Origin of the sequence: Butyrivibrio sp. FC2001, from assembly GCF_000424125.1 — a bacterium.
GTDB lineage: Bacteria > Bacillota > Clostridia > Lachnospirales > Lachnospiraceae > Butyrivibrio.
In genome coordinates, this window is the sequence record NZ_KE384132.1 from 240,190 (window position 1) to 266,120 (window position 25,931).

Consider the following 25,931-nt stretch of genomic DNA (forward strand, 5'->3'; position numbering starts at 1 on the left):
TATGAACATGTAGCGGTTTTTGTTATGAATTGCACATTATTAAAGGAGTTTAAATTTTTTTATGCGTTTATAAATTTACTCTTAAATAGTTGGATATTGTGAGATTATTTGGGCTTTGATTGTTAGAATATATCATAGATACGTTGTTTTGATGCATGTTTTTTCATGCAGTGCGAGCTTATGAGGGGAATATTATGAGGAAACAAAACCGACGGAACATGTTTACCAGCTTAATTATGATCATTTGTCTTTCGCTTACGGTATTTTTTAATACGGCTATAGCTACAAGGGCAGAGGGCGAAACAACGCCAGGGGGTCAGACAGAACCAGGGGCTGGAAACGGATCTGAGGTTGTGACCGTACCGGATACGGAGGCTGTGACTGTTGATGCAAATGAACCCCAGGGAGTTACTCTGGATATAACAACAAGGGATATTTCACCCGGAGAGTCATTTACACTTACACCGACACTTACACCGACCACAGCTACTACAACCTATACCTGGAATAGCAGTCAGAGCTCTTATGCGACTGTTGACAGTAATGGTCTTGTAAAGGGCGTGGCAATTGGAAGCACTGATATAACCGTTACTACAGCCAACGGAAAAACTGCATCCTGTCATGTGAATGTAAGGCAGAAGAATTATACCCAGCTCCTGTTTGAGGATGATGAGATTAAGATAAAGCCTGACGAAATTGAAACGATCACCGGAGAGGTATATCCCACCGATGCAATAAATACAGAGATAATCTGGGAGAGCACCAATACTGAGATCGCTACTGTAGAAAGAGACAGCAAAAAGTATAGAAAAGCTTATGTCCATGGACTTAAGGTCGGAAAATGCCGTGTTATTGCAAAGAATAAGGATGGACAGGAGATCGGCTCCATAAAAGTAAGAGTTGGCAGCCCCACAGGCCTTGAAAAGATGAAGAATGTCAAGGCGTCAAAGGTTACCATCTCAGAGCTTAAGCGAGGCAAGGGACAATTTAAGGTAAAGTATGCGAAGATCACTGATGCCAGTGGATATCAGATAAAGTACAGGAAGAGTGGCAAGTGGATAATCGTAGAGACTACAAAGAGATCCTTTACGGCAAAGAAGCTTCCCAAAGGCACCTACAAGGTTAAGGTAAGAGCATTCAGGAAGTATGAAGGAAAGAAATACTATGGCCATTTTTCAAAATCGCAAAAAATAAAGGTGAAATAGTACCGGTAAGGTTTGAATTATTTACCGGCACTGGTTCTCCATCTGACTCTTGCACCTATATGTGAGGTTTCGTAGTCACCTATACCATCAATAGGATGCAGATGCAGGGATAGATGCAGCCATTGCGGCAGGAATGCACAGCGTGGCAATAGGGGCTGCAGCAAAGAGCAACAGGGCTGAGACAAATATCAATTCTGTGGCGGATATACTGACTGTTTGCTAAAAAATTTTACAAAATTTATAAATATAAAATTTTTGAAAAATCGTTAATATATTACTGCATTATTCACATAATTTGCTAAAATTAAGTGTAGGTAGGTTTTCTTTTATGATAGGGGGCAAATTATGAGTATAAAGAATCTTGTGAGCGTAGATGAGAAGCGAATTCATAATCTCAGCGTTCAGGAAAAATTCAACTCCACCTTCAAGCAGATCATTACGATGTTCTGCATCGCTGTTGCAATTCTGGCAATTACAATTGTTTCAGCGCTGTTTTCTATTCGTACGATATACAAAAAGTATTATACGATGAATACGATTCAGGCTGAGATAAGAATTGATATTCAGGCTTTGGCTAAGTCATTCCTGTGGGCACTTTCGTCACCAGATGAGGGTATCAGGCAGGAACAGCTTGATAAAGCAATGGGTAAGTTTGAGGAGTTCGATGAAAACCTCAGTAAGCTTGCCAAGGTTATGGATGACAGTTCATCCATAAATAAGGTATCTTCGGATCTTAAGGCTGTTGAAGCGAACGGAGTTACCCTCGGTAATATGTTTAATGATGGATCTACCTCCGAGGAGATATTCTTCTACTTCAACGATACGTTATATCCTTCACTTGATGTGGCAGTTCAGGATTTCAAGAGTGTATCAAGCGCTTCTACAGAATCTGCAGAAAAGGCATATAAGAATGCACTTATTCTCGGAATCGTAATGAGCTCGATCACTTTGATCATAGTTATCCTTGTACTTCTTTACATCATCGATGTTAAGAAAAAACTCTCAAAGGCTATCCTTATTCCTGTTGAAGAAATTTCCAAGGCAGCTGACGAGATGTCAAAAGGAAACCTTCATATCGAAATTGATTATGAATCAGAGGATGAGCTTGGAAGACTCGCCAAGGATCTTAGTGAATCCACAGGTGTAACAGAGCAGATTGTTTCAGATATCAGAGAGACTCTTAAGCTCGTTGCGGACGGCGATTTTTCACAGGGAACACTTCATCCCGAATTGTATAAAGCAGATTTTGCTCCTATCAGCGAAGCTTTAGATAATATCACAGATTCGTTGTCAGATACCCTGGCTCATGTAAGAGAATCCTCCAACCATGTATCTGAGGGCGCAAGCGGAATGAGCAGAGGCGCCACAGACCTTGCAGAGGGTGCAACGGATCAGGCTGCTGCGGTTGAGGAGCTTACAGCTTCTGTTAACACAGTTACAGAGCAGACCAAGACCATGGCCGAGACAGCTGAGAGATCACGTCAGATGGCCGGCAAGGTTCGCGATGATGCAGATGCCAGTGCGAGAAAGATGCATCTTGTTACAGATGCTATGGTCAGAATCACAGAGGCTTCAAACGAGATCGAGCAGGTAACAAATACAATCGAATCCATTGCCAAGCAGACACAGCTCCTTGCACTTAATGCTTCAATCGAGGCAGCAAGAGCAGGTGAATCAGGAAAAGGCTTTGCGGTTGTTGCTGATGAGATCAGTACACTTGCAAGCCAGAGTACAGAGGCTGCTAAGAATACTCACCAGCTTATCCAGGATACAATGGAAGAGATTAGAAACGGTAATGATGTTGTGGCTGAGACCACAGAAGCACTTCAGCAGATGCAGGCATCAGTTGAAGAGATTACCGGTATGATCGCTGACACCGGAGAGATGGCACAGCAGCAGGCAGCCAGCATGGAAGAGATCAACGAAGGTATCGATCAGATATCTACTGTTGTGCAGAGTAATTCTGAGACAGCTCAGGAATCCAGCAATGTATCACAGTCGCTGACAGCACAGTCTGAGGATCTTACAAGATTGATTAACCAGTTCAAACTCAGATGACTTAGCGAGGTTTTTTCGAGCTTAGTCAGCTGAAGTTGTTCTGGCGAGCGGAGCGAGAGCAGAACTTCCCGTTTGATTTGAAGAATAAAAAGATGGCAGATGAGCATATTGTTCATCTGCCATCTTTTTATTGATTTTTTATCACTTTATCACATTAAAGCGTTGACATGTTTCGTATCATTGTATACAATAATACAAAGATTTTATATAATAGCAAAACAAACAGTTTTAAGGGAGGAACCAAAATGCAGGACGAGACATTCCAGAACAGACCGGTGACGATGAATGAACATAACAATCTGTTACAAATTGAGGAACATATGTATATTCTTGACGATGTACAAAAACCCAATGTTTTCAGAAATATGTTCCCATATGATGAGGTTCCGAAGATTCCATTTAATGATAGAATTGTTCCTCACAACATGCCTAAGGACATCTGGATCACAGATACAACCTTCAGAGACGGACAGCAGTCCAGAGCACCTTACTCAACAGAGCAGATAGTTCACATTTACGATAAGATGCATGAGCTTGGCGGACCGAACGGAATGATCCGTGCCAGTGAGTTCTTTTTATATAGCAAAAAGGACAGAGATGCTGTTTATAAATGTATGGAGAGAGGCTATGAATTCCCTGAGGTTACAAGCTGGATCCGCGCAAGCAAGGAGGATTTTAAGCTTGTTAAGGAAATCGGCATGAAGGAGACCGGTATCCTTGTAAGCTGCTCAGACTATCATATTTTCTTAAAGCTTAAGATGACAAGAAAACAGGCTCTTGAGCACTATCTTAGTGTTATTCGCGACTGCCTTGAGGAGGGTATTGCTTGCAGATGCCACCTTGAGGACATCACAAGAGCTGATATATATGGCTTTGTAGTTCCCTTCTGTGTTGAGCTCATGAAGCTCAGAGAGGAGTATGGAATACCGATCAAGGTTCGTGCCTGCGATACCATGGGATATGGTGTAAACTTCTCAGGTGCGGTTATTCCCAGAAGTGTTCAGGGTATCATTTATGCGCTTAATACTAACGCAGGTGTTCCCAGTGAGCTTATAGAGTGGCATGGACACAACGACTTCTATAAGGCAGTCAGCAACTCAACAACTGCATGGCTCTATGGCTGCTCAGGTGTTAACGCATCACTGTTTGGTATCGGTGAGAGAACAGGTAATACACCTCTTGAAGCAATGATATTTGAGTATGCTCAGCTTAAGGGTACTCTGAACGGAATGAATACACAGGTTATTACAGAGCTTGCTCAGTACTACGAGAAGGAGCTTGGATATCACATCCCGCCGCAGACACCCTTTGTTGGTAAGAATTTCAATGTGACAAGAGCAGGTATCCACGCAGACGGACTTCTTAAAAATGAGGAGATCTATAACATTTTTGATACGGATAAGTTCCTTGGAAGACCCCCTGTAAGTGCTGTATCAAACACTTCAGGACTTGCAGGTATAGCTCACTGGATCAATGTTCACTATCACTTAAAGGGTGATGAGGCTATCGGAAAAGACTCAAAGCTTGTGCTTGTTCTTAAGGAATGGGTAGATGAGGAATATGCTAACGGACGTGTAACTGTTATGTATGACGAGGAGCTTACCAAAAAAATCGCTGAGGTTTCAAAGCTCATTGGAATTGAAGTGACAGACGGAGCTATAAAAGAACTTTCCAAATGATAATCTTTTTTAGAAGGAATCCATAAGAGGGAAGACAATAGAAGATATGGAAAAGAAAGACTTAAAAACGGAAGTTACAGATAAATACTCACTTCGGGGAAGAGTATTTAACAGAATACGTGAAGACATCCTGAACGGAAAATATGCAGATCACGAGGAACTTAAAGAGGTTGCCATAGGTGCAGAGCTTGGCGTCAGCAGAACACCTGTAAGAGAAGCACTAAGGCAGCTTGAGCTGGAGGGCCTTGTCCAGATTATTCCTAATAAGGGAGCTTATGTCGTTGGCATAAGTGCCAAGGATATCAGGGATATTTATATGATAAGATCCAAGCTCGAGGGACTCTGTGCAAGGTGGGCCTGTGAAAATATAACCCATGAGCAGATGGAGGACCTTGAGGAAATCGTTTATCTGGCAGATTTTCATGAAAAGAAGGGACACTTCGATCAGCTGGCAGAGCTTGATAACAGGTTCCATACAACATTATATGAATCCTGCGATTCCAAGATGTTAGAGCACCTGCTCAAGGACTATCACCAGTATGTATGGCAGATAAGACAGAAGACCCTGGCCGGAAAACGCGGTAAGGACTGCAATGATGAGCACAGGCAGATCATGGAGGCAATCCGTGACAAGGATGCTGACAGGGCTGAGAAAATTGCCAATAGGCATATGCGTAGTGCTTATGATAATATGGTAAATAACGGATTGTTGGAAATGTTTGAAAAAGCTTAATATAAATTTACTTAAAGAGAGGAGACGCTATGTCAAAAGTACAGATGACCACCCCTATTGTTGAGATGGACGGAGATGAGATGACCAGGATTCTCTGGAAGATGATCAAGGAAGAGCTCATTGAGCCCTATATTGATCTTAAGAGTGAGTATTATGACCTTGGACTCAAATACCGTGATGAGACTGATGACAGGGTTACAATAGACAGTGCCGTTGCAACTAAGAAGTACGGCGTAGCTGTTAAGTGTGCAACGATCACACCTAACGCAGCAAGAGTTGAGGAGTACGACCTAAAGAAAATGTGGAAGAGCCCTAACGGCACTATCCGTGCAATGCTCGATGGAACAGTTTTCAGAGCTCCCATCCTTGTTAAGGGAATCGAGCCCAACGTTAAGACCTGGGAGAAGCCTATTACATTAGCACGTCACGCTTATGGTGATGTTTATAAAAATGTTGAGATCGCAGTTCCCGGAGCAGGAAAGGCTGAGCTCGTATTTACAGGCGCTGACGGAAAAGAGATCAGACAGACCATTCAGGAGTTTGACGGACCCGGAATCATCCAGGGTATTCACAATAAGGACGCTTCAATCAAGAGCTTTGCAAAGGCATGCTTTGAATATGCTCTTTCAACAAAGCAGGATCTCTGGTTTGCTACAAAGGACACTATCAGCAAGACCTATGATGCTAGATTCCGTGAGATATTTGATGAGACCTTCGAGAGGGACTACAAGCTTAAGTTTGATGCAGCAGGAATCGAGTATTTCTATACACTTATCGATGATGCTGTTGCCCGCGTAATGAAGTCTAAGGGCGGATTCATCTGGGCCTGCAAGAACTACGATGGAGACGTAATGAGTGATATGGTTTCATCAGCCTGCGGTTCACTTGCAATGATGACATCAGTACTTGTTTCTCCTGAGGGAATCTACGAGTACGAGGCTGCACACGGAACAGTTCAGCGTCATTACTACAAATACCTTAAGGGTGAGGAGACATCCACAAACCCTGTAGCTACAATTTTCGCATGGACAGGTGCTATGAGAAAGCGCGGAGAGCTTGATGGAATCCAGGGTCTTATCGATTGGGCTGACAACATGGAAAAGGCTACACTTTCTACCATCGAGGGCGGTCAGATGACAGGTGACCTTCTTCTTATCACAAGCAATCCTAACGCTAAGAAGCTTAACTCTGAGCAGTTTATCAAGGCTATCAGAGAAACTTATGAGGATATGTGTAAATGAAATGTTTAATGGCTTTGCTTTTGACCATAACTTGTCTTTTCAGTTCTGTTCAGGTTCCCTCAGGGGTGATTGCTGACAGACCAAACGGAGGAATCAGGCAGGGGCTTGCTATGTACAGCCAGCCTGAGGATTCCATAGACGTGGTTATGCTTGGGTCAAGTCATGTAAACTACGGTATAAATACCGCAAAGATGTGGGAAGACTACGGAATCTCAGCTTATGATTATTCATCTGCCGAGCAGGCGATATGGATTTCATATTACTACCTTAAGGAGGTATGCAAGTACCAGAGCCCTAAGGTAGTAGTGCTGGATTTCTTTGCTCCTGCTGCATTTTTAGATGGCTATGCCGACAAATATTATTACCTGAAGGAAGCTCTTTATGGATTTAAGTTTTCCATGAACAAGCTCCAAATGATCGAGACAGCCATCGATGGTAATGAAGATCTGAGGAAGGAATTTATTCCTTCCTATTTTTGCTGTGAGGAGGGTAGTGATGAGGCCAGCCTTTCTGCAGACTGGAATAAGGACTACAGTTCATTTAAAGGCTACACGCCGTCATTTAAATCAGCGTCCATAGAGACACCGTCTCCAAACACCACTGATGTGAAAGCTCCATCTGAAAAATCCCAAAAGTATTTAAAGAAAATAATAGACTTTACTAACGAGCGGGGCATACAGCTCTATATCACCATTGTTCCCTACAAGCTTAATGTAGGTCAGCAGGAGGGCGTAACCCAGGAGGAAGACCTTAGATATAACTGGCTTGAAAATTACCTCTCAGAGCTAAAAAACGAGGGTATAGATAATGTCTACTTTGACTATACCTTTAAACACATATCAGACCTTGGAATCGACTATGAAGGCGGAAGTCATTTTGCTGACGGAAGCTCTCATTTAAACTATTACGGAAGCACTCAGTTTGCTAAATACCTCTCTGAGGATTTGAGGCAAAGATATGGTGAGGAGCTTCTGCCTGACCACAGAGGTGATGAGAAATATTCATCATGGGATGTTAACGTAGAGGAACTAAAGGCTGAAGTTGCAGGCGAAGGATGGGAATGGAAATGAGAAGAAAAAGCAATAAAAAACTAAAGCTCTTTCTTTCTGTGATCGCAGGCCTTGTGCTTGTTTTACTGATCTTTATTGTGTGGCTTCTGGTGTTTAGAAAGAATGAAGAGGAAGAAGTGACTCCGGATATCACCGAGGCGATTCCTGTGGAGACTCCTGTTGAAATTAATCCTGATGAGATAATAGCAAGTGCTGGATATAATCAGGGGATTCTGGAGAGAGCTGCCGCATATAAGGATTCCTGTGCAGGTGCTTTTTCTGATATATCGGATGACCTTGCAAGGTTCTCACTTGTTGATGTCAATGAAGACAGAATTCCTGAGCTTATAATGCATGATGTTATCGGAAAATCTGCCTATTACTGCACCTATGTAAATGGCGGGATTTCTGAGCCTGTGCTTATTTACGAGGCGGCTGATGTGGGCGAGGATACCTATAACCCTGGCACCTATGCTGCGCTTTATCCGAACCATAATATTTATGTCAGATATGAGTTTTCTGATGACAGAAACAGGATAGAGAGCCATTTTTTCAGTATAGATGATGCGACAGGTCAGCCTGGTGAGCTTGGAATGCTGGTTGTTAATAAAGGGGATGATAGCTTCTCCTACGAGGATGGAAATGGCAATTCTGTCTCTGAGGAGGACTATCTTAAGGCCTTTAACCAGTATATGGGTGATGACCTTTTTAAGCGCTTTTTTGATAGGGATATGATGATAGCTGATGGGGAATATGATTTCAGATCAGAATATCTGTGGGGAGATTCGGCGGGCACCCAGATGACATACAGTGAGTTGGAGGAAAGATGCACTTTCAAATAACAACCTTTTGCTTTTTGTTTTTGACCTTTCTTTTGTTTCATATAGCACCGGGCAAAATTCGTAGATACATTCTTCTGGCTGCCAGTGTGTTCTTCATTTACTGGCAGGGGAAGGTGCTTGGAATTATTGCCCTGGCGATCATCTCTTTATTCACATTTATTTGCGGACTTCTTGTTTCTTTTTTTCAGAAAAATAAGAATATGGCAGCGGAAAAATCTGCAGCAGCCTGTGGAATCATCATACTTGCTGCTGTTTTGTTTGGGTGGAAATACTTAAGCTTTGGAGCATCTCTCATAGGTGCATCAGTGCCTGAGAGGGTAACCCGGCTTGGAATGCCAATCGGTCTTTCGTTTTATATATTCCAGGCAATAAGCTATATCGCCGATGTGAAGCTGCAGAAAATAGTTCCTGAAAAGAATCCAATTAGCTTTGCTCTTTACATGATGTGGTTTCCCAAATGGATGAGCGGACCTATCGAGAGAGCGGGAGATTTCATAGAGAACCTTGAAAAGAGTGAAAGAACAAAGCTATTTGATTTTGAAAGATTTATAAGAGTCCTGTCATTTCTTATCTGGGGACTTTTCATGAAGCTAGTTATCGCAGACAGGGTTGGAATCGTCGTTGATACGGTATTTGAACAAAAGGAAATGTATGGAAGCCTGGTGCTTATCCTGACGTCACTTTTATATACGATTCAGATTTACTGCGATTTTGCGGGATACACAAATATTGTGATTGGCATTTCACTGATGTTTGGCATAGAGCTTACGCAGAATTTCAGGACACCGTATTTTACTGAAAATATCGTCAAGTTCTGGCGTGGCTGGCATATTTCCCTCAGTAATTTCTTCAGGGATTACATCTATATTCCTCTTGGAGGAAACCGCAAGGGAAGTGCAAGAAAGGCTCTTAATATCCTTATTGTTTTCCTTGTGTGCGGAATGTGGCACGGCGCAGGGGTTACCTTCATTATCTGGGGGCTTATCCATGGCATCATGAACATCATCACAAACAGCTTATCAAAGAGTAAAGCTGCGTTTCTTGTTAAGGGAATGGTCGGAAGAGTAATCAGCTTTTGCATAGTTTCCTTTGCCTGGATTTTCTTTAGGGCAGATACCCTTACTGATGCCTTCGGATTTATAAAGGGTATGCTTCCGTTTATGAATGCGGAGGGCTTAAGGGCAGGTCTTCAGATTGAGGATAAGCTGATGCTTGGACTTAGCCCCATAGAGTGGTGGATTGCAGGTTTGTCGATTGCACTTCTTACCCTTATGGATGGAGTGTCCTACAGGAAAAAGCTTATTCCGCCTGAGCTTATTTCTTCCAAGTGGGGAGATTTTTCAAGAGGCCTGATGTTTGCATTTCTTGCCCTTGTAATTCTTGTCTTTGGAAGATACGGAGCAGGTGAGGAGATCAGAAGCTTTGTATATGCGCAGTTCTGATAGAGCATAAGAATTAGTGATAAATACCCGTTTGAGGATATGAATTTATGAAAAGAATTATCGCTACCGCACTTAGCATTATTGTGTTTGTAAGTGCGCTCTGGGTTTTTAATAACATATTGCAGACTAAGACAGAGGCCGGTGTCATGCAGATGCGAGCTCTGTACGATCAGCCAAAGGACACGATTGATGTTGTAATGCTTGGCTCCAGCCATGTTCACTGCGGCATAAATACAGCAAAGCTCTTTAGTGATTATGGAATTGCAGGGTATGACCTGTCGTCTGCAGAGCAGTCCCTCTGGGTGTCCTACCATTATCTTAAGGAGATATGTAAATATCAAAAGCCAAAGGTTGTGGTTCTTGATTTTTTCAGCGCTGCAGCCTTTCAGGAGGATTACAAATTCCACTATTATTTCCTTGGAGACAGCTTATACGGAATGAAGTTTTCTGCTAATAAGCTTCAGCTTATGAATGCCTGCTTTGATAATAAGGAGGAGCTGTGGAATAAGTATTTTCCCTCATTCTGGGGCTATCACGACAGATATAACGATCTGGAGGAGAAAGACTTTGAGGCGGCCTTTGGAAATGACCTTAGTGCGTACAAGGGATATGTTCCCCATTTTCATAATGAGTCCATGCCTGATCCTGTCATTGAGACTGATGAGTGCAAGCCACCTCTTGAAAAATCCGTTAAGTATCTTGATAAAATCGTTGAATATACGAAGAAGAACAACATTCAGCTTTATATAACAATGGTTCCCTATGCGCTAAATGTGGAACAGCAGCAGGGGCTAAAGCAGGAGGAAACAGCACGTTATAACTGGCTTGAGAATTATGTAAAAGAGCTTAACGAGTCGGGGGATGACCATGTGTGCTTTGATTATGTGTTTAAGCATCTCGAAGAAATTGGCCTTGATTATACCGGTGGTTCTGATATATCCGATGGCAGCTCACATCTTAATTACAACGGCAGTAATAAATACACGGATTACCTTGGAAAAACCTTGAAAAACCTGTATGGGAGCGAGGTGATTCCTGATCACAGAGGGGATACTGCTTATGACTCATACCTTCGCCACGGCGAGATAATTGCTGAGAAAGTTGAAAATGATAGTAATAATCAGCAATAATTGATAAGTTGAAACCTTAGAATTTAACATGATTTACTTGTTGGTTTGTTAAAAATTTGCTAAAATCTAAGGCGTTTGTATGAATTTATTATAGAGGAGAAAATGAAATGAGTGATGTCAAATTTGATCCTGTTACAGGAAAGCCGATTACAAACCAGGATAACGGCGGTTTTAAATTCGATCCTATAACAGGGCAACCCCTTAACCAGCAGGCTCCCTCAGAGGGACCTAAATTCGATCCGCTGACAGGCAAGCCTATCAGCCAGGCTACTCCTGAAGGACCCAAATTCGATCCGTTTACAGGAAAGCCTCTTTCACAGTCAGGTGCACCTAACAATCTTGGACAGCAGAATCCTTATGGCGCATCAAACACCTATGGTAATCAGAATACCTATGGTGCTCAGAACACATACGGAGCACAGAATTCATTTGGGGCTCAGAATGATAATGCTTCTTTGGGCTATGATCCCACTGCAATTGAAAAGGAGCAGAGTGCTCAGAACAAGAAGGTAGCGTTCATCGTACTTATCGTTATTATTGTTGCATTTATCGGACTTGGTATTTTCGGCGTAGTTAAGGCTACTCAGTTTATCAAGGACAGCGCAGCTAATATAGAGAAGCAGGAGGCACCTGAGGAGCTTCCTGAAAAAGAAACTGTTGTAGAAACTCCCGTTGAGGAGCCTGTTCAGGAGGAGCCCGTTCAGGAGCAGCCCACAGAGGAACCTGTTCAGGAGCAGCCTGCAGAACAGCCCGCAGAAGAGCCCGTTCAGGAGCAGCCTGCAGAACAGCCCGCAGAGGAGCCTGTTCAGGAGCAGCCTACAGATGCAGTTAACAGCCAGGCACCTTCAGTAAATACAGATGACCTCTTCGCATTTGCTATCGGCAGCTACAATTACCAGATTCCCATGAAGGTCAGCGTACTTCTTGATGATGGCTGGGAATTTGATACAAATACTGATGCTACTACAATGCTTGGTGCAGGCAACACAGATTATTACTATCTTATTTGCCCCGTTGGTGAAAAGAGCAGCATCTCTGTAGATGTTAAGAACTTCAGCATGGACGCTCAGCAGGCTAAGGACTGCTACGTTACAGGTATCACTTTATATGACAATGATGTTAAGAAGCTTGGTACTGATATCACAATTAAGTCAGGTTCTATCAAGATCGGTTCAAGCACAGAGCAGGATGTTAAGGATATCTGCGGTGAGCCCGATGACATTTACGATTCATCAATAAGCCATGTTTACACATATTACAAGGATCACAATGATGACAATTATGAGAAGAAGGTAAGTGTTTCATTCGAGGATGGCATTTGCGATTACATCAGCTTCCGTAATGAGACAGAGCCCGATGACTTAGAGCAGGCAGAGATCAGTGCAGATGCACCTGATTACCTCAATCTCTATACAGCTCCTACAACACTTGGTTCAGATCCCTTCTCCGGTAACTTCCAGGTTGACGGTCAGATTTATAACCTTCCTGTTCCGCTCAGAGTTATGGAGGAGAACGGCTGGGATTATGATGTTGAGGATGAGTATGCAGTTGGTGCCGGCGAAGGCTATGTAATCACAATACATAAGGGTGACCTTTACATCACAGCAACAGTATTCAACTACAACGAGAAGGCTACATACCTTAAGAATACAATTGTTACAAGCGTAAATTCCTACGCCGATGGTCACTTCGGTAACAACATGGAGTTCCCTGCAGGTCTTAAGGCTGGTATGTCTGAGGCAGATCTTCTTAAGTGGCTCAACAAGAACGGCATTAAGAACTACGAGTACTCAACAACAACTGAGATCTATAAGATTCCTTTCGATCAGAGCAGTGACGCAGCTTATTCAGCTAACCGTTACTACATCTACATCGAGGATGGTGTCGTTGATTCAATCGACATTACTAACTATGGATGGCTCAGAGAGTAATCAATAATAAATATAAAGCGTAAGCTGATAAAACGGCAGAAAATCTTAGGGTTTTCTGCTGTTTTTTATTACTATATTTTGCCTGTATATGCTAAAATTAGTGCATTGGGTTCAATGTATTTTGGAGGTAGAAAGGTATGGCAGATATTAGGGTTGTTGAGAATAAAAACGGTCCATCCCTTGGAGTTTGTACAGCTCCCGTTATTGAAAAGGATGGGCTTTTTTTCAAGGATTTGGAGAGGACAGGTGAGCTTGTCCCCTATGAGGACTGGAGGCTTACTCCGGAGGAGAGAGCTAAGGATCTGGCTTCAAGACTAAGCGTTGAAGAGATGGCAGGTCTTATGATGTACAGTGCTCATCAGGTAGTTCCAGCTGAAAGCGGTGCATGGTTTGGCGCTACCTACAGAGGTGGTAAGAGCTTTGAGGAGAGTGGCGCTGAAGACTATGAACTGACAGATCAGCAAAAGAAATTCCTCACTGAGGATCATGTCAGATATGTTCTTGCAATGATGCTAAAAAATGGAGAGGTAGCAGCAAAGTGGAACAATGAAATGCAGGCTCTCTGCGAGGAAATGCCCCATGGTATTCCTGTTAATACAAGCTCTGATCCGAGGCACGGAGCAGGAAGCGCTGCTGCAGAATTTAAAACAGAGGCGAAGGGAACAAGTAAGTGGCCCCTTGGACTTGGACTTGCAGCTACTTTTTCTCCCGAGCTTGTAAATAAATTTGCAAAGGTTGCAGCAAAGGAGTACAGAGCACTTGGAATAACAACTGAGCTTGGTCCGCAGATTGATCTTGGCACAGAGCCCAGATGGATGAGAGTTGCTGATACCTATGGTCAGAGCAGTAAGCTCGCGACTGATTATGCAAAGGCATATTGTGAAGGCCTGCAGAATGATGAGAAATGCGGCGATAGCTGGGGAAGAGACAGCGTAGCAGCAATGGTCAAGCACTGGCCCGGTGGCGGTCCCTGCGAAGCAGGAAGAGATGCCCATTATGCATTCGGAAAATATGCTGTTTATCCGGGAGACAATTTTGAAGAGCATTTAAAGCCCTTCCTTGAGGGTGCATTTAAGCTCGACGGAACAGAGCAGGCTTCAGCTGTAATGCCGTATTATACTGTGAGCTGGGGAGTTGATCCTTCAGGCAAAAATGTTGGAAACAGCTATAGTAAATACATTATTGGCGATCTTTTAAGAGATAAATATGGCTATAAGGGAATCGTTTGTACTGACTGGGGAATCACACAGGATCCTTCAGATAAGATTGATTCCTTTGGCTCAAGATGCTATGGAACTGAAAAGCTTTCTGAAGCTGAGAGGCACCTTACCATAATAGAAAACGGTGTTGACCAGTTCGGCGGAAATAATGATATTAAGCCTATCTTAGAGGCTTATCGCATTGGCTGTGAGCGCCACGGCGAAGAGGCTATGAGAAAAAGATTTGAGGAGAGCGCTGTAAGGCTTCTTCTTAACAGCTTTAGATGCGGCCTTTTCGAGAATCCTTATCTTGATGCGGAAAACAGTGGCAAGGTTCTTGGCTGTGATGAATTCATGAAGGAAGGCTTTGACGCTCAGCTCCGTAGTATCGTTATGGTAAAAAATAACGGCGTACTTCCTGTATCCGGAAAGAAAAAGGTTTATATTCCCGGACGTCATATAGATGCACATAAGGGCTTTATGAGAAACATGGTTGAGGCCATTGATCTACCGGGAGCTAAGCCTGAAGATGTGGCAGCTTTTTATGAAGTGACGGATGACCCCAAGGATGCTGATATGGCTATATGCTTCATTGAGAGCCCCGTAAGTGACGGCTATATAGAGGAAACAGGCTACAGACCTGTAACACTTCAGTACAGGAATTATGTAGCTGAGGATGCAAGAGAGGTAAGCATTGCAGGCGGAGACTTCAGAGAGGATTCTGATAACAGAAGCTACAAGGGAAAAGCGAACAGAGCTGCCAATGAAAGCGACTTAGATCTTGTTATAAAGGCAAGGGAGCAGATGGGAGATAAGCCTGTTATTGTTTCTATCAGGATGAACAACCCCTGCATCGTGGCAGAGTTTGAAAAATATGCGGATGCAATTCTTGTTAACTTCGGTGTTGAAACAGCAGCTGTTCTTAGCATAGTAAGCGGTAAGGCTGAGCCATCAGGAATGCTTCCCGTGCAGCTTCCTAAGGACATGAGCACTATTGAGAAGCACTCGGAGGATGTGCCTTTTGATTATGAGCCATATACAGATTCAGAAGGAAATAAGTATGACTTCGGATTTGGTCTTAACTGGAAGGGCGCTATAAGAGACGATAGATGGGATAAATACGTGGGGAACAGATAAGGTTTTTTATATAGTGGAGGAATGAAGAAATGTTTTGTACAAATTGTGGGGCAGAGGTTCAGGGAGGACAGGTTTACTGTCCGACCTGTGGTAAACAGGTCACGATGGCCAAGGCAAAGAGCCAGGTAAGTTCTCAGAGTTCATATAATTACCAGAGCACATACAGCTCACAGAATCCATATAACTCTCAGAGATCTAATATGACATCTTATTATACTAAGAAAAAGTCTAATAAGGGCGCAGCACTGGTTGTGACATTTCTGGTTGTTGCCGTTCTTGGAGTTGTGGTATATGGTACAGTTTCTATCATGGGAGCTCTGCACGAGGTTTCTGTAGCGAAAAACAGTCAAAGCACTATCGGCTATTCTGCAGATGTTGATACATATACTGATCCTGTGATTCCGAATGAACCTGCAGCAGAGAATACTGTGAAGGTCGGCAACGAGGATGATCCCTTTGCAGGCTATGAGAATCTCAATTTCACCGAGTATACCTTTGCTAAATATGCAAACGATGGCGAAGCTGATTATGTAGTACCCATCGGAACCGTAAATGCAAATACAGTTATCTACAAGGGAATTACTGCCGGAGAATATGCTGATTTCGTTGATGGCTGGGTGCTTGAAAAGGGAAGAACCTTAAATCGACAGCTTTATTATGACCTGCTTTCGATTTATCTTCTTGATCCTTCACTTTATAAGGATGATCAGTCCTTTGCTACATCGATGATCTATGCGTCAACTGTTTCAAATCAGTTCCATGACATGGCAGTTGAGCTTAAGGCAGTGCGTATCCCCAATGATAATCGCAATTTGTACGCCTACAAGATAAGCGCATACGGAAATGATGATGTCTGGGTTTCCGATGCTGCTAACAAAAAGTTTTATTTTAACAATGGAAAAACAGAGTACAATTCCACAATGTATGACGAGGCGACCTTCGGATTATGGTATATGGCTGTGAAGGAGTACTTTGGAATTACAGTAGACTAATCTATATTACGCTGGAGGAAGATTATGAAAAAAGAAGATTTACTTGCATTACTAAACGACATGACGACTGAAGAGAAAATTATGCAGCTTGTACAGCTACCGGGTTCTGCGTTTGAATCTGATTTTGCTGTAACAGGTATTGCTGATGAGGCTTCCTTCGACAAGCTTAAGAAAATGGCAGGAAGCGTACTTGGCATAAGAGGCGCTGAGAAGGTTAAGGCTATTCAGGATGAGTATATGGCAGGTCAGCCACATCACATTCCGCTTTTGTTTATGCTTGATGTTATCCATGGACATGATACTGTTTTCCCCTGCCCTCTTGGACAGGGTGCGACCTTTGAACCTGAGGTATCAAGGAAGGGCGCTGAGATTCAGGCAAAGGAAGCTGCTGCAGATGGTATTCAGGTTACCTTTTCTCCCATGGTTGATCTTGTAAGAGATGCCAGATGGGGACGAGTAGTGGAGTCCACAGGTGAAGATCCGTATCTTAACGGCGAGATGTCCTCTGCTATGGTTCGTGGCTATCAGGGAGATAATATTGCTGATAAGGAGCATGTTGCTGCATGTGTTAAGCACTTTGCAGGCTATGGTGCTTCTGAGGCAGGAAGAGATTACAACAACGTTGAGCTCTCAGAATACGCTTTAAGAGATCAGTATCTTAAGGGCTATGATAAGGCAGTAGGTGCAGGCGCAAGGCTTGTAATGACCTCCTTCAATACACTGAACGGAATTCCCTCATCAGGTAACAAGTGGCTCATGAGAGACATTCTAAGAAAAGAAATGAATTTTGACGGAGTCCTTATTTCAGACTGGGGCGCAATTGGAGAGATGGTACCCTGGGGCTTTGCAAAGGATTTAAAGGAAGCTGCTAAGCTTGCAATTGAAGCAGGTGTCGACATCGACATGTGTACAGAGAGTTATGCTGCTAATCTTGAGGAGCTTATCGCTTCAGGAAAGGTTGATGGCAAGCTCCTTGATGAAGCGGTTTTACGAGTTCTTAATCTTAAAAATGATCTTGGACTTTTCGAGGATCCCTATCACGGTGCATCTAAGGAGAGATACGAGGAGATCACTTTCTCAGATGATAGCAGAAAGGTTGCGAGGGACGCTGTAAGAAAATCTCTTGTTCTTTTGGAAAACAGAGAAGAGGCACTTCCTCTTAAGGACAAAAAGATCGCACTTATCGGACCCTATGCGTCAGAGAAGAATCTTCACAGCTCCTGGGCACTTTCACTTGACCCTGAAAAGACAGTGACAATCATGGAAGCTGCAGGAGAAAGTAAGGATGTAAGTCTTTTCCTTGGCATGAATCAGGGAGGGGGCCTTGGTGTTCTTAAGGATACAATCGTACGTGTCGCTAAGGGCAGTACAATTCTTGATAACGACACTACTCTTGGAGTGAGTGAATACCACAGCGACAGCTTTTATGATGATAATGAAAGGCTTCTTGATGAAGCAAAAACGGTTGCTGAATGGGCTGATACGGTTGTGCTTTGCCTCGGTGAGGACATCGGACAGTCAGGTGAATCCACAAGCCGCGCGGATATCATGCTTCCCGATGTTCAGATGGAGCTCTTCTATGAGATGAGAAAAATAGCAAAGAAGCTTGTAACTCTTATCTTCACAGGAAGACCTCTTGAGCTTGAGCATATTCCGGAGCTTTCAGATGCGCTTATGATCTGCTGGCGTCCCGGAACAGAGGGCGGACATGGAATATGGGATGTCCTTACAGGTGAGTTTTCACCTTCAGGTAAGCTTCCCATGAGCTTCCCTTATATAGTTGGACAGGAGCCTATTTACTATAACTGCTTCAGGACAGGAAGACCTAAGCCGGAGGTTGGACCTTCAAACTTCACAACAAGATATCTGGACTGCCCCAATGAGGCGAGATATCCCTTTGGATATGGACTTACCTACACAAGCTTTGACATCTCTAAGGTAGAGCTTGATAAGAATAAATTGAGTAAGGGTGCTTCATCAGATAAGATAACAGCTAGTGTAAAGGTGACAAATACAGGCGTTGCAGCTGCAACTCAGACGGTTCAGCTTTATATTAGAGATCTTGCAGGTAGCAGAGTCCGTCCCGTAAAGGAGCTTAAGGGCTTTGAGAAGGTAAGACTTCTTCCCGGTGAATCCAGGGAAGTCAGCTTTGATATCACAGAGGAGATGCTCAGATTCTGGACTATTGAAAATAAGTTTGATAGCGAAGAGGGAGATTTCAGAGTATTTGTCGGATTTGATTCTGTAACCGACAACGCAGCTGATTTTACTCTTGAAGCATAAAACTTAGGGCTTTTATTTGCTCAATGTATTTTTTCATGATAATCTAATGTGTGTTTAGGCGTTGGTGCTTAGGCACACATTTTATTTGGAGAACTTTTTATGATTTTAAATTGTCATGACTTATCAAAATCATTTGATGGTAAGGATATATTAAAAGGCGTATCTTTTCACATAGAGGACAATGAGAAGGCTGCTATCGTAGGAATTAACGGAGCAGGTAAAACGACCCTTATAAGGCTGCTTATTGGCGAGCTTACACCGGATACAGGAACGGTTACCCTTTCAAGAGACACGACAGTTGGATATCTTGCCCAGAACCAGAACATAGACAGCGCTCACAGCATTTACGAAGAGCTTCGTGAGATGAAGAGAGACGTTATAGAGCTTGAAAAAGAGATAAGAAGCGCAGAGGCTCAGATGGATGTTCTCAGGGGCGAGGAGCTGGACAGACTTATGGAGCGCTATGCCCAGATGAACCATGAGTTTCAGCTTAAGAACGGCTACGCCTGGGAGAGTGAAGTAATAGGCGTTGCAAAGGGTCTTGGCTTTTCAGAGGAGGAATTCGATAAGAGGATTTCAACTCTTTCCGGTGGTCAGAAGACCAGAGTTGCTCTTGGTAAGCTCCTTCTGCAGAGCCCTGATCTTATTATCCTTGATGAGCCTACGAACCACCTTGATATGAATTCCATAAAGTGGCTTGAGGGCTACCTTATGAACTACAAGGGAGCTGTGCTTATAGTTTCCCATGATAGATATTTTCTGGACAGAATAGCTCAGAAGGTTATTGAGATAGATCAGACAAGCGCTGATGTTTATATCGGTAATTACACTGCTTATGCAAAAAAACGTGAGCAGATAAGAGCAGCCAAGCTAAAGGCATATCTTAACCAGCAGGCAGAGATAAAGCATCAGGAAGAGGTAATTGAAAAGCTCAGGCAGTTTAATCGCGAAAAGAGCATCAAGCGTGCCGAGAGCAGAGAGAAGATGCTCGATAAGATAGAACGACTTGAAAAGCCCACTGAGACAAGGGATGATATGAGAATTACTCTCACTCCCTCATGTGTCAGCGGAAATGATGTAATGCATGTTGATTCCATCTCCAAGTCCTTTGCCAATGAAAAGCTCTTTGAGAACATTAGCTTTGATATCAAGCGCGGTGAGAAGGTTGCTATTATCGGTGATAACGGAACCGGTAAGACCACCATGCTGAAGATAATAAACGGAATGGAGAGTCTTGATGACGGAGAGATCACTCTTGGCGTTAAGGTTCACATAGGCTACTACGATCAGGAGCATCAGGTGCTTCATGATGAGAAGACTCTGTTTGAGGAGCTATCAGATGCCTATCCATCCATGAATAATACCGAGATCCGTAATACCCTGGCAGCATTTCTTTTTACAGGGGATGATGTATTTAAGAGGATTGGCGATCTTTCAGGTGGTGAGAAGGGAAGAGTTTCTCTTGCTAAGCTTATGCTTTCGGATGCTAATTTCCTTATCCTTGATGAGCCTACAAACCACCTTGATATCACCAGCAAGGAAATCCTTGAGGATGCCCTTTCAGGCTACGAGGGAACAGTACTTTATGTAAGCCATGACCGTTATTTTATAAATAAGACTGCCACAAGAATTCTTGATCTTAAACACGGCAGAATGATTAATTATTTAGGTAATTACGATTACTACATGGAGCACTGTGAGGAGCAGACCGCAAGAGTTCTTGCTGAGAGCGGAAATGCATCATCCTTTGGAAGAGGCATTGGAATGGACAGCACCTCAGCTGCAACCGGCAGCTCTTTTGGTAAGCTTGCAGGAAACAGCAACGCTTCTTCTGACAATTCAGGCTCAGGCGCAGCAGACTGGAAGGCTCAAAAGGAAGAGGCTGCGAAGAAGAGAAAGCAGGAAGCTGCACTTAAAAAATGTGAAGAAGAGATAGCGAAGCTCGAGGAAAGAAATGAGAGGATAAACGAAGAGCTCTCTGATCCTGATGTTGCAACTGATCTTGCAAAGGTGAGAAAGCTATCTGATGAGCTTACGGCAAATGAAGAAAGATTAAGCACTCTCTATGATGAGTGGGCAGAATTATCAGAATAAAAAAATGCTCCGGGAAACCGGAGCATTTCTGTTATTCACGTTAAGCAAAGGCGTCAAATGAGCTTCCACTCTGACCATAGGAGTAGCCTGTCATATCGCGGCCATATCCAACTGTCGTATTTCCGAATTTGGAAGCAATGTTGTTGTACTGCTGACTAACCTTTAAGGCTTCATCCTTGCCATCAGTACTAGCGACTTCACCGATCTTTACCTCCTGGGCATTTGGATATACCACAGGCGGGACGGTTGCCACGTCGCCTACAGCCTTATGTTTGTCATAAACATCTGAAACAGGAGCCTGATTGGATAAGCTCAGGTTCATAGGCTTGGTCTGGTAGATATCGTATCCGTTAATTCCTCCGATTGACATTCCCATAATATAACCCTCACAACTTCAAAAAAGGACACACGAAGTTATTTATTATTATAAATTCCAATTCGAAACAAAGCATAAACTTACTATTAAAGAAAACCTAAATATGCACTTTTTCGAAACAAATTTTCACCGAAAAATGCCGAATATGAAAGGATTTTTCACGTTTATTAAATTTATGGGAAATGATGTTGTATAGGCAATTTCACACATTGACTAAATTTTAACAGATAGTATAATTAAATATAACCGAATTTTCAGTGCTAATTAATGAAAAACATAATATATTCGGTGAAGTTAAGTTTGGAGGAAACATGACAAGAAAAGATATTTCCCAGGCGGTTATCAGCCGCCTGCCACGATATTTCAGATACCTTGGAGAGCTTAAGGACCGGGGCATTACACGTATATCGTCTCAGGAATTAAGCGATATTATGAAGGTTACTGCTTCACAGATAAGGCAGGACTTTAATAACTTTGGCGGATTTGGTCAGCAGGGTTACGGATATAATGTGGAGTATCTGTATGATGAGATTGGTAAGATTTTAGGCCTTGGAAAAGAGCATACTCTTATTATTATAGGAGCAGGGCATCTTGGACAGGCGCTTTCGGGCTACAACAATTTTTTTAACAGGGGATTTATTTTTAAAGGCGCGTTTGATTTAAATCCTGAGCTTCACGGTAAGAAGATCAGGGATATTGAGATCAGACCAGTAGAGGAGATTGAAAAGTTTGTTAGGGACAACAAAATTGAGATAGCAGTTCTTACGATTCCAAAGGATCAGGCTGTCCCTATGGCGGATAAGCTTGTGAAATGCGGAATAAAGGCAATATGGAATTTTGCGCATGTGGATCTTGAACTGCCGGATTATGTGCAGGTAGAAAATGTACATCTTTCAGATTCGCTGATGAAGCTTACCTACAGCGTAGAGAGATACGAAAAATCGCATAATCTGAAGTAGTATAACCATATGAGGGAGCCGATATGGCGAAGGACAGTAGCACTTATTCCGATGCACTCGTTGGAAAGGATGTCCCAGTTCTTTTCAAGGACCAAAAATGGCAGGATCTTTTCGTGCTGAGCCCTAAGACTGCAAGAATTAAGCAGCTTGAGGCGGAGCTTATTAAGCTTGTGGCGACGCAGGAAAAGACCAGAGAAAAGATCAAGGATATCAAGAGGCTTAAGAAAAAGCTTCTTGGTGAAATCGTTGTACTTAGGGATGATGCGGATAAGAATCCCAAGCAGCGTAAGAAGATAGAGGCTGAGATTGATGATCACACCCGTCTTATCAAGGAATGTAATGAGAAGATAGAGGAGTGTGAGGACAATATGCTCGGTCTCCCGAGGGAAATCTATCAGGCTAATTTTAAGCTTATGATTGAAACCATGAATCTTTTCTATAAGAAGATGCATGACAACACCGTAGAAATAGATGCCATTGATGAGTGGGTATCTCAGGTCAGAGTCAAGCTTAAGAAGAATGTCATCAGATTGCAGGAAAAGGAGATAGAGAACTTTAACGTCTATTCTTACATGCATAACATTTTCGGTCCCGAGGTCATAGACCTTTTTGATCTTAAGTATGATCCCGATAAGCGACATCCAGTATTAAAAGCCGGTATGAAAGAACAAGATGGGATAATCGTAGAAGATGAAAAATTTACCGATAGTTGACAAGAATTCAAAATATGTTGTAAGCGCTGCCGAAATGAAAAGGTGCGATCAGACCACGATCGACCACTTTGGAATTCCACAGGATGTACTGATGGAGAGGGCGGCGCTTTCTATATGCAAATATGTAAAGAAGGCTCTTTTGCCATCCGGCAGAGTCCTTATTTTTGCGGGAAGCGGTAATAACGGTGGAGACGGAATTGCGGCCGCAAGAATCCTTCACCAGGAGGGAATTCAGGTTACGCTTATTCTGGTTAATCACAGCCTTCATGAAAAGGCGTCTGCCTCCAAAAGGTCTACAGCCTGCAGCGCTCAGCTAAAGATAGCGCTTACCTATGGCGTCAATGTGATCGACTTTGCTGCCAGCACAATAAATGCTGAGATAAAAAAGAGCGACGTAATTGTAGATGCAATGCTTGGAATAGGCTGCAAGAGGAATCTCGAAGGCGACTATCTGTCAGCGGTTTGCGAGATAAATTATGCAAGAGAGGACTTTGATGATAAGGTGCCTCATGTGATTGCTGCAGATATACCTACCGGAATTAATTCCGATACGGGACAGGTTCAGGGACATGCCATTTGTGCGGATGAGACAGTGACCTTTGGATTTCTTAAAATGGGCTGCGCTTTTTATCCCGGAGCTGCTCACTCAGGTGAAATCCATATCGTCAATGTAGGTATTACGGAAGCAGGATTCCTTGAGGATATGCCACTGTTTAAATACATTGATATTATTGATAATAACAAGGCATCAGGACTTCTTCTTCCGCCCAGGAATCCCGCAGGAAACAAGGGATCCTTTGGTAAGGTGCTAGTAGCTGCAGGAAGCAGAAAGATAAGCGGAGCCTGCATTATGGCTGCCGAGAGCTGCCTTAGAAGCGGCGCCGGAATGGTGAGGGTGTTTACCGAAAAGACTAATCTGTCTGCGATTCAGACGCTTTTACCGGAGGCTATGACCGATATTTATTCTGAAGAAGCCTTTGAAGGCCTTGATGATAATGAGCTTGAAGAGGATAAAGAGACACTTCTGAAAGCCCTTAGCTGGTCTGATGCTGTTGTATGCGGACCTGGCATAGGAAAGGGCAGCTCAGGCAGAGAGATACTTAAGCTTATCCTTAAAAATGCAGGCAATACACTTATCCTTGATGCTGATGCGCTTAATATAATTGCTGAGGATAACGAGATCAGAAGGCTTGTGTGTGATTATGAGGCTGATATTATAATGACACCTCATCTTGCCGAGTTTTCGAGACTTATAGGTAAAAACATACATGACAGCCGGAACTGTTTAATAGATGAAGCCATAAAACTTGCAAAAGAATTTCATGCGAGTATTATATGTAAAGACGCAAGAAGTGTTATTACCGACGGAGAAAGGAATTTTATCAATCTGAGCGGCAATGACGGAATGGCCACCGCAGGAAGCGGTGATGTGCTTGCAGGACTCCTTGGAGCCCTTGTGCTTTCAGGCTTTTCAAGCGCTATTGAGGCAGCTGTAACAGGAGCATTTCTTCACGGCTTAGCCGGTGATATGGCTGCTATTAAGCACGGCAGACAGGGAATGACCGCAAGAGATATATCCGGAAGCTTGCGTGATATTTTTTCCGGAAAAACTATTTAAAAAAGAGGCAATATTGTGATGCTGGACGAGTTTTCAAGAGTTTATGCAAAAATAGATCTGGATGCACTTTCTCAGAATGTTGAGAATATGTACAATTCACTTCCAAGAAACACTAAGATGTTGGCAGTTGTTAAGGCTGACGGCTACGGTTTTGGAGCAGTACCGATTTCCAGAATGCTTCAGAATAATGCTTATATATGGGGATTTGCTACTGCAACTGCAGAGGAGGCCTTCGAGCTTCGTGAGAATGGAATAAGTAAGCCTATAGTAGTTTTGGGCTATACCTTCCCTTATGCCTACGAGAGAATGCTCAGAGAAAACATAAGGCCTACTGTTTTCAGATATGATATGTTAAAGCACCTCTCGGAGCGTGTTAAAAAGAGAAGAGCTCAGGGCGGAAATGAAATATTCCATGTCCATGTAGCTGTTGACTGCGGAATGAGCAGAATCGGTGTAAGAACAGATGCCGATGGAGAGAACTTTATAAAAACAGCACTTGCAACAGAGGGTATTGAGGTTGAAGGTCTTTTTACACACTTCGCAAGGGCAGATGAGGCTGATCTTACAAATGCCCATTCCAGGTTTAAGGAATTTGAGGAATTCGTAAGAAAGGTTGAAGCTGATAATGATTTCAAGATCCCGATCGTTCACTGTGCTAACAGCGCAAGCATAATCGATATGCCTGAAGCACACATGGATATGGTAAGATGCGGCGTTACCATGTATGGCATGTGGCCCTCAGAGGAGGTCAGCAGGAATAAGATCGAGATAAAGCCTGTAATGTCTATGTACAGCCATATATCCTTTATAAAGGATATTCCTGAGAATACATCTGTCAGCTACGGCGGAACCTTCGTTTCCGACAGAAGAATGAGAGTAGCGACAATTCCTGTAGGCTATGGTGATGGCTATCCCAGAAGCCTTTCAGGTGGAAGAGGATATGTCCTCGTTCATGGCGTAAAGGCGAGAATCCTTGGCAGGGTATGCATGGATCAGTTCATGGTGGATGTGTCCGGAATACCTAATGCGAAGGAGGGCGATGAGGTTATTCTTATCGGACAGGCACAGGCGGTCTATGGAGATTCCGAGCCTGAAAAGATTACGATAGAGGAGCTTGGAGATTTGAGCGGTAGATTCAACTATGAGTTTACCTGCGATATAAATCACCGCGTGCCAAGATTGTACTCCATGGATGGTAAGATTCTTAAAGCCTTCGAGGTATAAAAATATGACGGCTATAGCTGAAGGAT

General features: G+C 43.1%; 19 protein-coding genes. 18 read left to right on the plus strand and 1 reads right to left on the minus strand.

Going from position 1 to position 25,931, the window contains the following annotated elements; translation table 11 throughout:
- Nucleotides 1-218 precede the first annotated feature (218 nt).
- The 14 genes from G601_RS0114750 to abc-f all read left to right on the plus strand — a co-directional run bounded on the left by G601_RS0114750 (nt 219) and on the right by abc-f (nt 21,015).
- Nucleotides 219-1,205: an Ig-like domain-containing protein gene (locus G601_RS0114750; protein WP_026665829.1), complete on the plus strand. Its 987-nt coding sequence runs from the start codon at nt 219-221 to the stop codon at nt 1,203-1,205.
- A 345-nt stretch (nt 1,206-1,550) separates the two neighbouring features.
- Complete coding sequence (locus tag G601_RS25245) at nt 1,551-3,263, plus strand: methyl-accepting chemotaxis protein (RefSeq protein ID WP_051205890.1); 1,713 nt, start codon at nt 1,551-1,553, stop codon at nt 3,261-3,263.
- Nucleotides 3,264-3,508: 245 nt separating this feature from the next.
- Nucleotides 3,509-4,942, plus strand: a complete 1,434-nt coding sequence (locus tag G601_RS0114760; protein ID WP_026490551.1) for a 2-isopropylmalate synthase — start codon at nt 3,509-3,511, stop codon at nt 4,940-4,942.
- A gap of 46 nt (nt 4,943-4,988) precedes the next feature.
- Entirely contained in the window at nt 4,989-5,675 is a 687-nt protein-coding gene (locus G601_RS0114765; protein ID WP_026665830.1) for a GntR family transcriptional regulator, read from the plus strand.
- 29 nt (nt 5,676-5,704) lie between these two features.
- Nucleotides 5,705-6,916 (plus strand): NADP-dependent isocitrate dehydrogenase, encoded by a 1,212-nt coding sequence (locus tag G601_RS0114770; protein WP_026490553.1) that lies wholly within the window; start codon nt 5,705-5,707, stop codon nt 6,914-6,916.
- Nucleotides 6,913-7,986, plus strand: coding sequence for a hypothetical protein (locus G601_RS0114775; RefSeq protein ID WP_026665831.1), 1,074 nt, complete (start codon nt 6,913-6,915; stop codon nt 7,984-7,986). The genes G601_RS0114770 and G601_RS0114775 overlap by 4 nt, the downstream gene beginning before the upstream one ends.
- Nucleotides 7,983-8,807, plus strand: coding sequence for a hypothetical protein (locus G601_RS0114780; protein ID WP_155834555.1), 825 nt, complete (start codon nt 7,983-7,985; stop codon nt 8,805-8,807). The genes G601_RS0114775 and G601_RS0114780 overlap by 4 nt, the downstream gene beginning before the upstream one ends.
- Nucleotides 8,792-10,249: an MBOAT family O-acyltransferase gene (locus G601_RS0114785; protein WP_026665833.1), complete on the plus strand. Its 1,458-nt coding sequence runs from the start codon at nt 8,792-8,794 to the stop codon at nt 10,247-10,249. The genes G601_RS0114780 and G601_RS0114785 overlap by 16 nt, the downstream gene beginning before the upstream one ends.
- Nucleotides 10,250-10,296: 47 nt before the next feature.
- A complete protein-coding gene (locus tag G601_RS0114790; RefSeq protein WP_026665834.1) occupies nt 10,297-11,379 on the plus strand; it encodes a hypothetical protein in 1,083 nt (360 codons plus the stop codon).
- Nucleotides 11,380-11,486: 107 nt separating this feature from the next.
- On the plus strand, nt 11,487-13,310 hold the full coding sequence (locus tag G601_RS0114795; RefSeq protein ID WP_026665835.1) for a hypothetical protein: 1,824 nt from the start codon (nt 11,487-11,489) through the stop codon (nt 13,308-13,310).
- Between the two features lie 137 nt (nt 13,311-13,447).
- Nucleotides 13,448-15,646, plus strand: a complete 2,199-nt coding sequence (locus G601_RS0114800) for a glycoside hydrolase family 3 protein (RefSeq protein WP_026665836.1) — start codon at nt 13,448-13,450, stop codon at nt 15,644-15,646.
- A 29-nt stretch (nt 15,647-15,675) separates the two neighbouring features.
- Nucleotides 15,676-16,638, plus strand: a complete 963-nt coding sequence (locus G601_RS0114805; protein WP_026665837.1) for a zinc ribbon domain-containing protein — start codon at nt 15,676-15,678, stop codon at nt 16,636-16,638.
- Nucleotides 16,639-16,662: 24 nt separating this feature from the next.
- The gene (gene bglX, locus G601_RS0114810) at nt 16,663-18,921 is read left to right on the plus strand and encodes a beta-glucosidase BglX (protein ID WP_026665838.1); all 2,259 of its coding nucleotides are present in this window, start codon (nt 16,663-16,665) and stop codon (nt 18,919-18,921) included.
- A gap of 99 nt (nt 18,922-19,020) precedes the next feature.
- The gene (gene abc-f / locus G601_RS0114815; protein WP_026665839.1) at nt 19,021-21,015 is read left to right on the plus strand and encodes a ribosomal protection-like ABC-F family protein; all 1,995 of its coding nucleotides are present in this window, start codon (nt 19,021-19,023) and stop codon (nt 21,013-21,015) included.
- 40 nt (nt 21,016-21,055) lie between these two features.
- Here the strand turns inward: abc-f and G601_RS0114820 are convergent, their stop codons facing one another.
- Nucleotides 21,056-21,391, minus strand: coding sequence for a hypothetical protein (locus tag G601_RS0114820; RefSeq protein ID WP_026490563.1), 336 nt, complete (start codon nt 21,389-21,391; stop codon nt 21,056-21,058).
- Nucleotides 21,392-21,702: 311 nt separating this feature from the next.
- Between G601_RS0114820 and G601_RS0114825 the strand changes: the two genes are divergently transcribed.
- The 4 genes from G601_RS0114825 to alr are packed head-to-tail and all read left to right on the plus strand — an operon-like array spanning nt 21,703 to nt 25,905.
- Complete coding sequence (locus G601_RS0114825; RefSeq protein WP_026490564.1) at nt 21,703-22,350, plus strand: redox-sensing transcriptional repressor Rex; 648 nt, start codon at nt 21,703-21,705, stop codon at nt 22,348-22,350.
- Between the two features lie 23 nt (nt 22,351-22,373).
- Complete coding sequence (locus G601_RS23535) at nt 22,374-23,063, plus strand: hypothetical protein (protein WP_051200441.1); 690 nt, start codon at nt 22,374-22,376, stop codon at nt 23,061-23,063.
- Entirely contained in the window at nt 23,041-24,681 is a 1,641-nt protein-coding gene (locus tag G601_RS0114835) for a bifunctional ADP-dependent NAD(P)H-hydrate dehydratase/NAD(P)H-hydrate epimerase (protein WP_026665840.1), read from the plus strand. Before G601_RS23535 ends, G601_RS0114835 begins: the two co-directional genes overlap by 23 nt.
- 18 nt (nt 24,682-24,699) lie before the next feature.
- Nucleotides 24,700-25,905 (plus strand): alanine racemase, encoded by a 1,206-nt coding sequence (alr, locus tag G601_RS0114840; protein ID WP_035785216.1) that lies wholly within the window; start codon nt 24,700-24,702, stop codon nt 25,903-25,905.
- Nucleotides 25,906-25,931 lie beyond the last annotated feature (26 nt).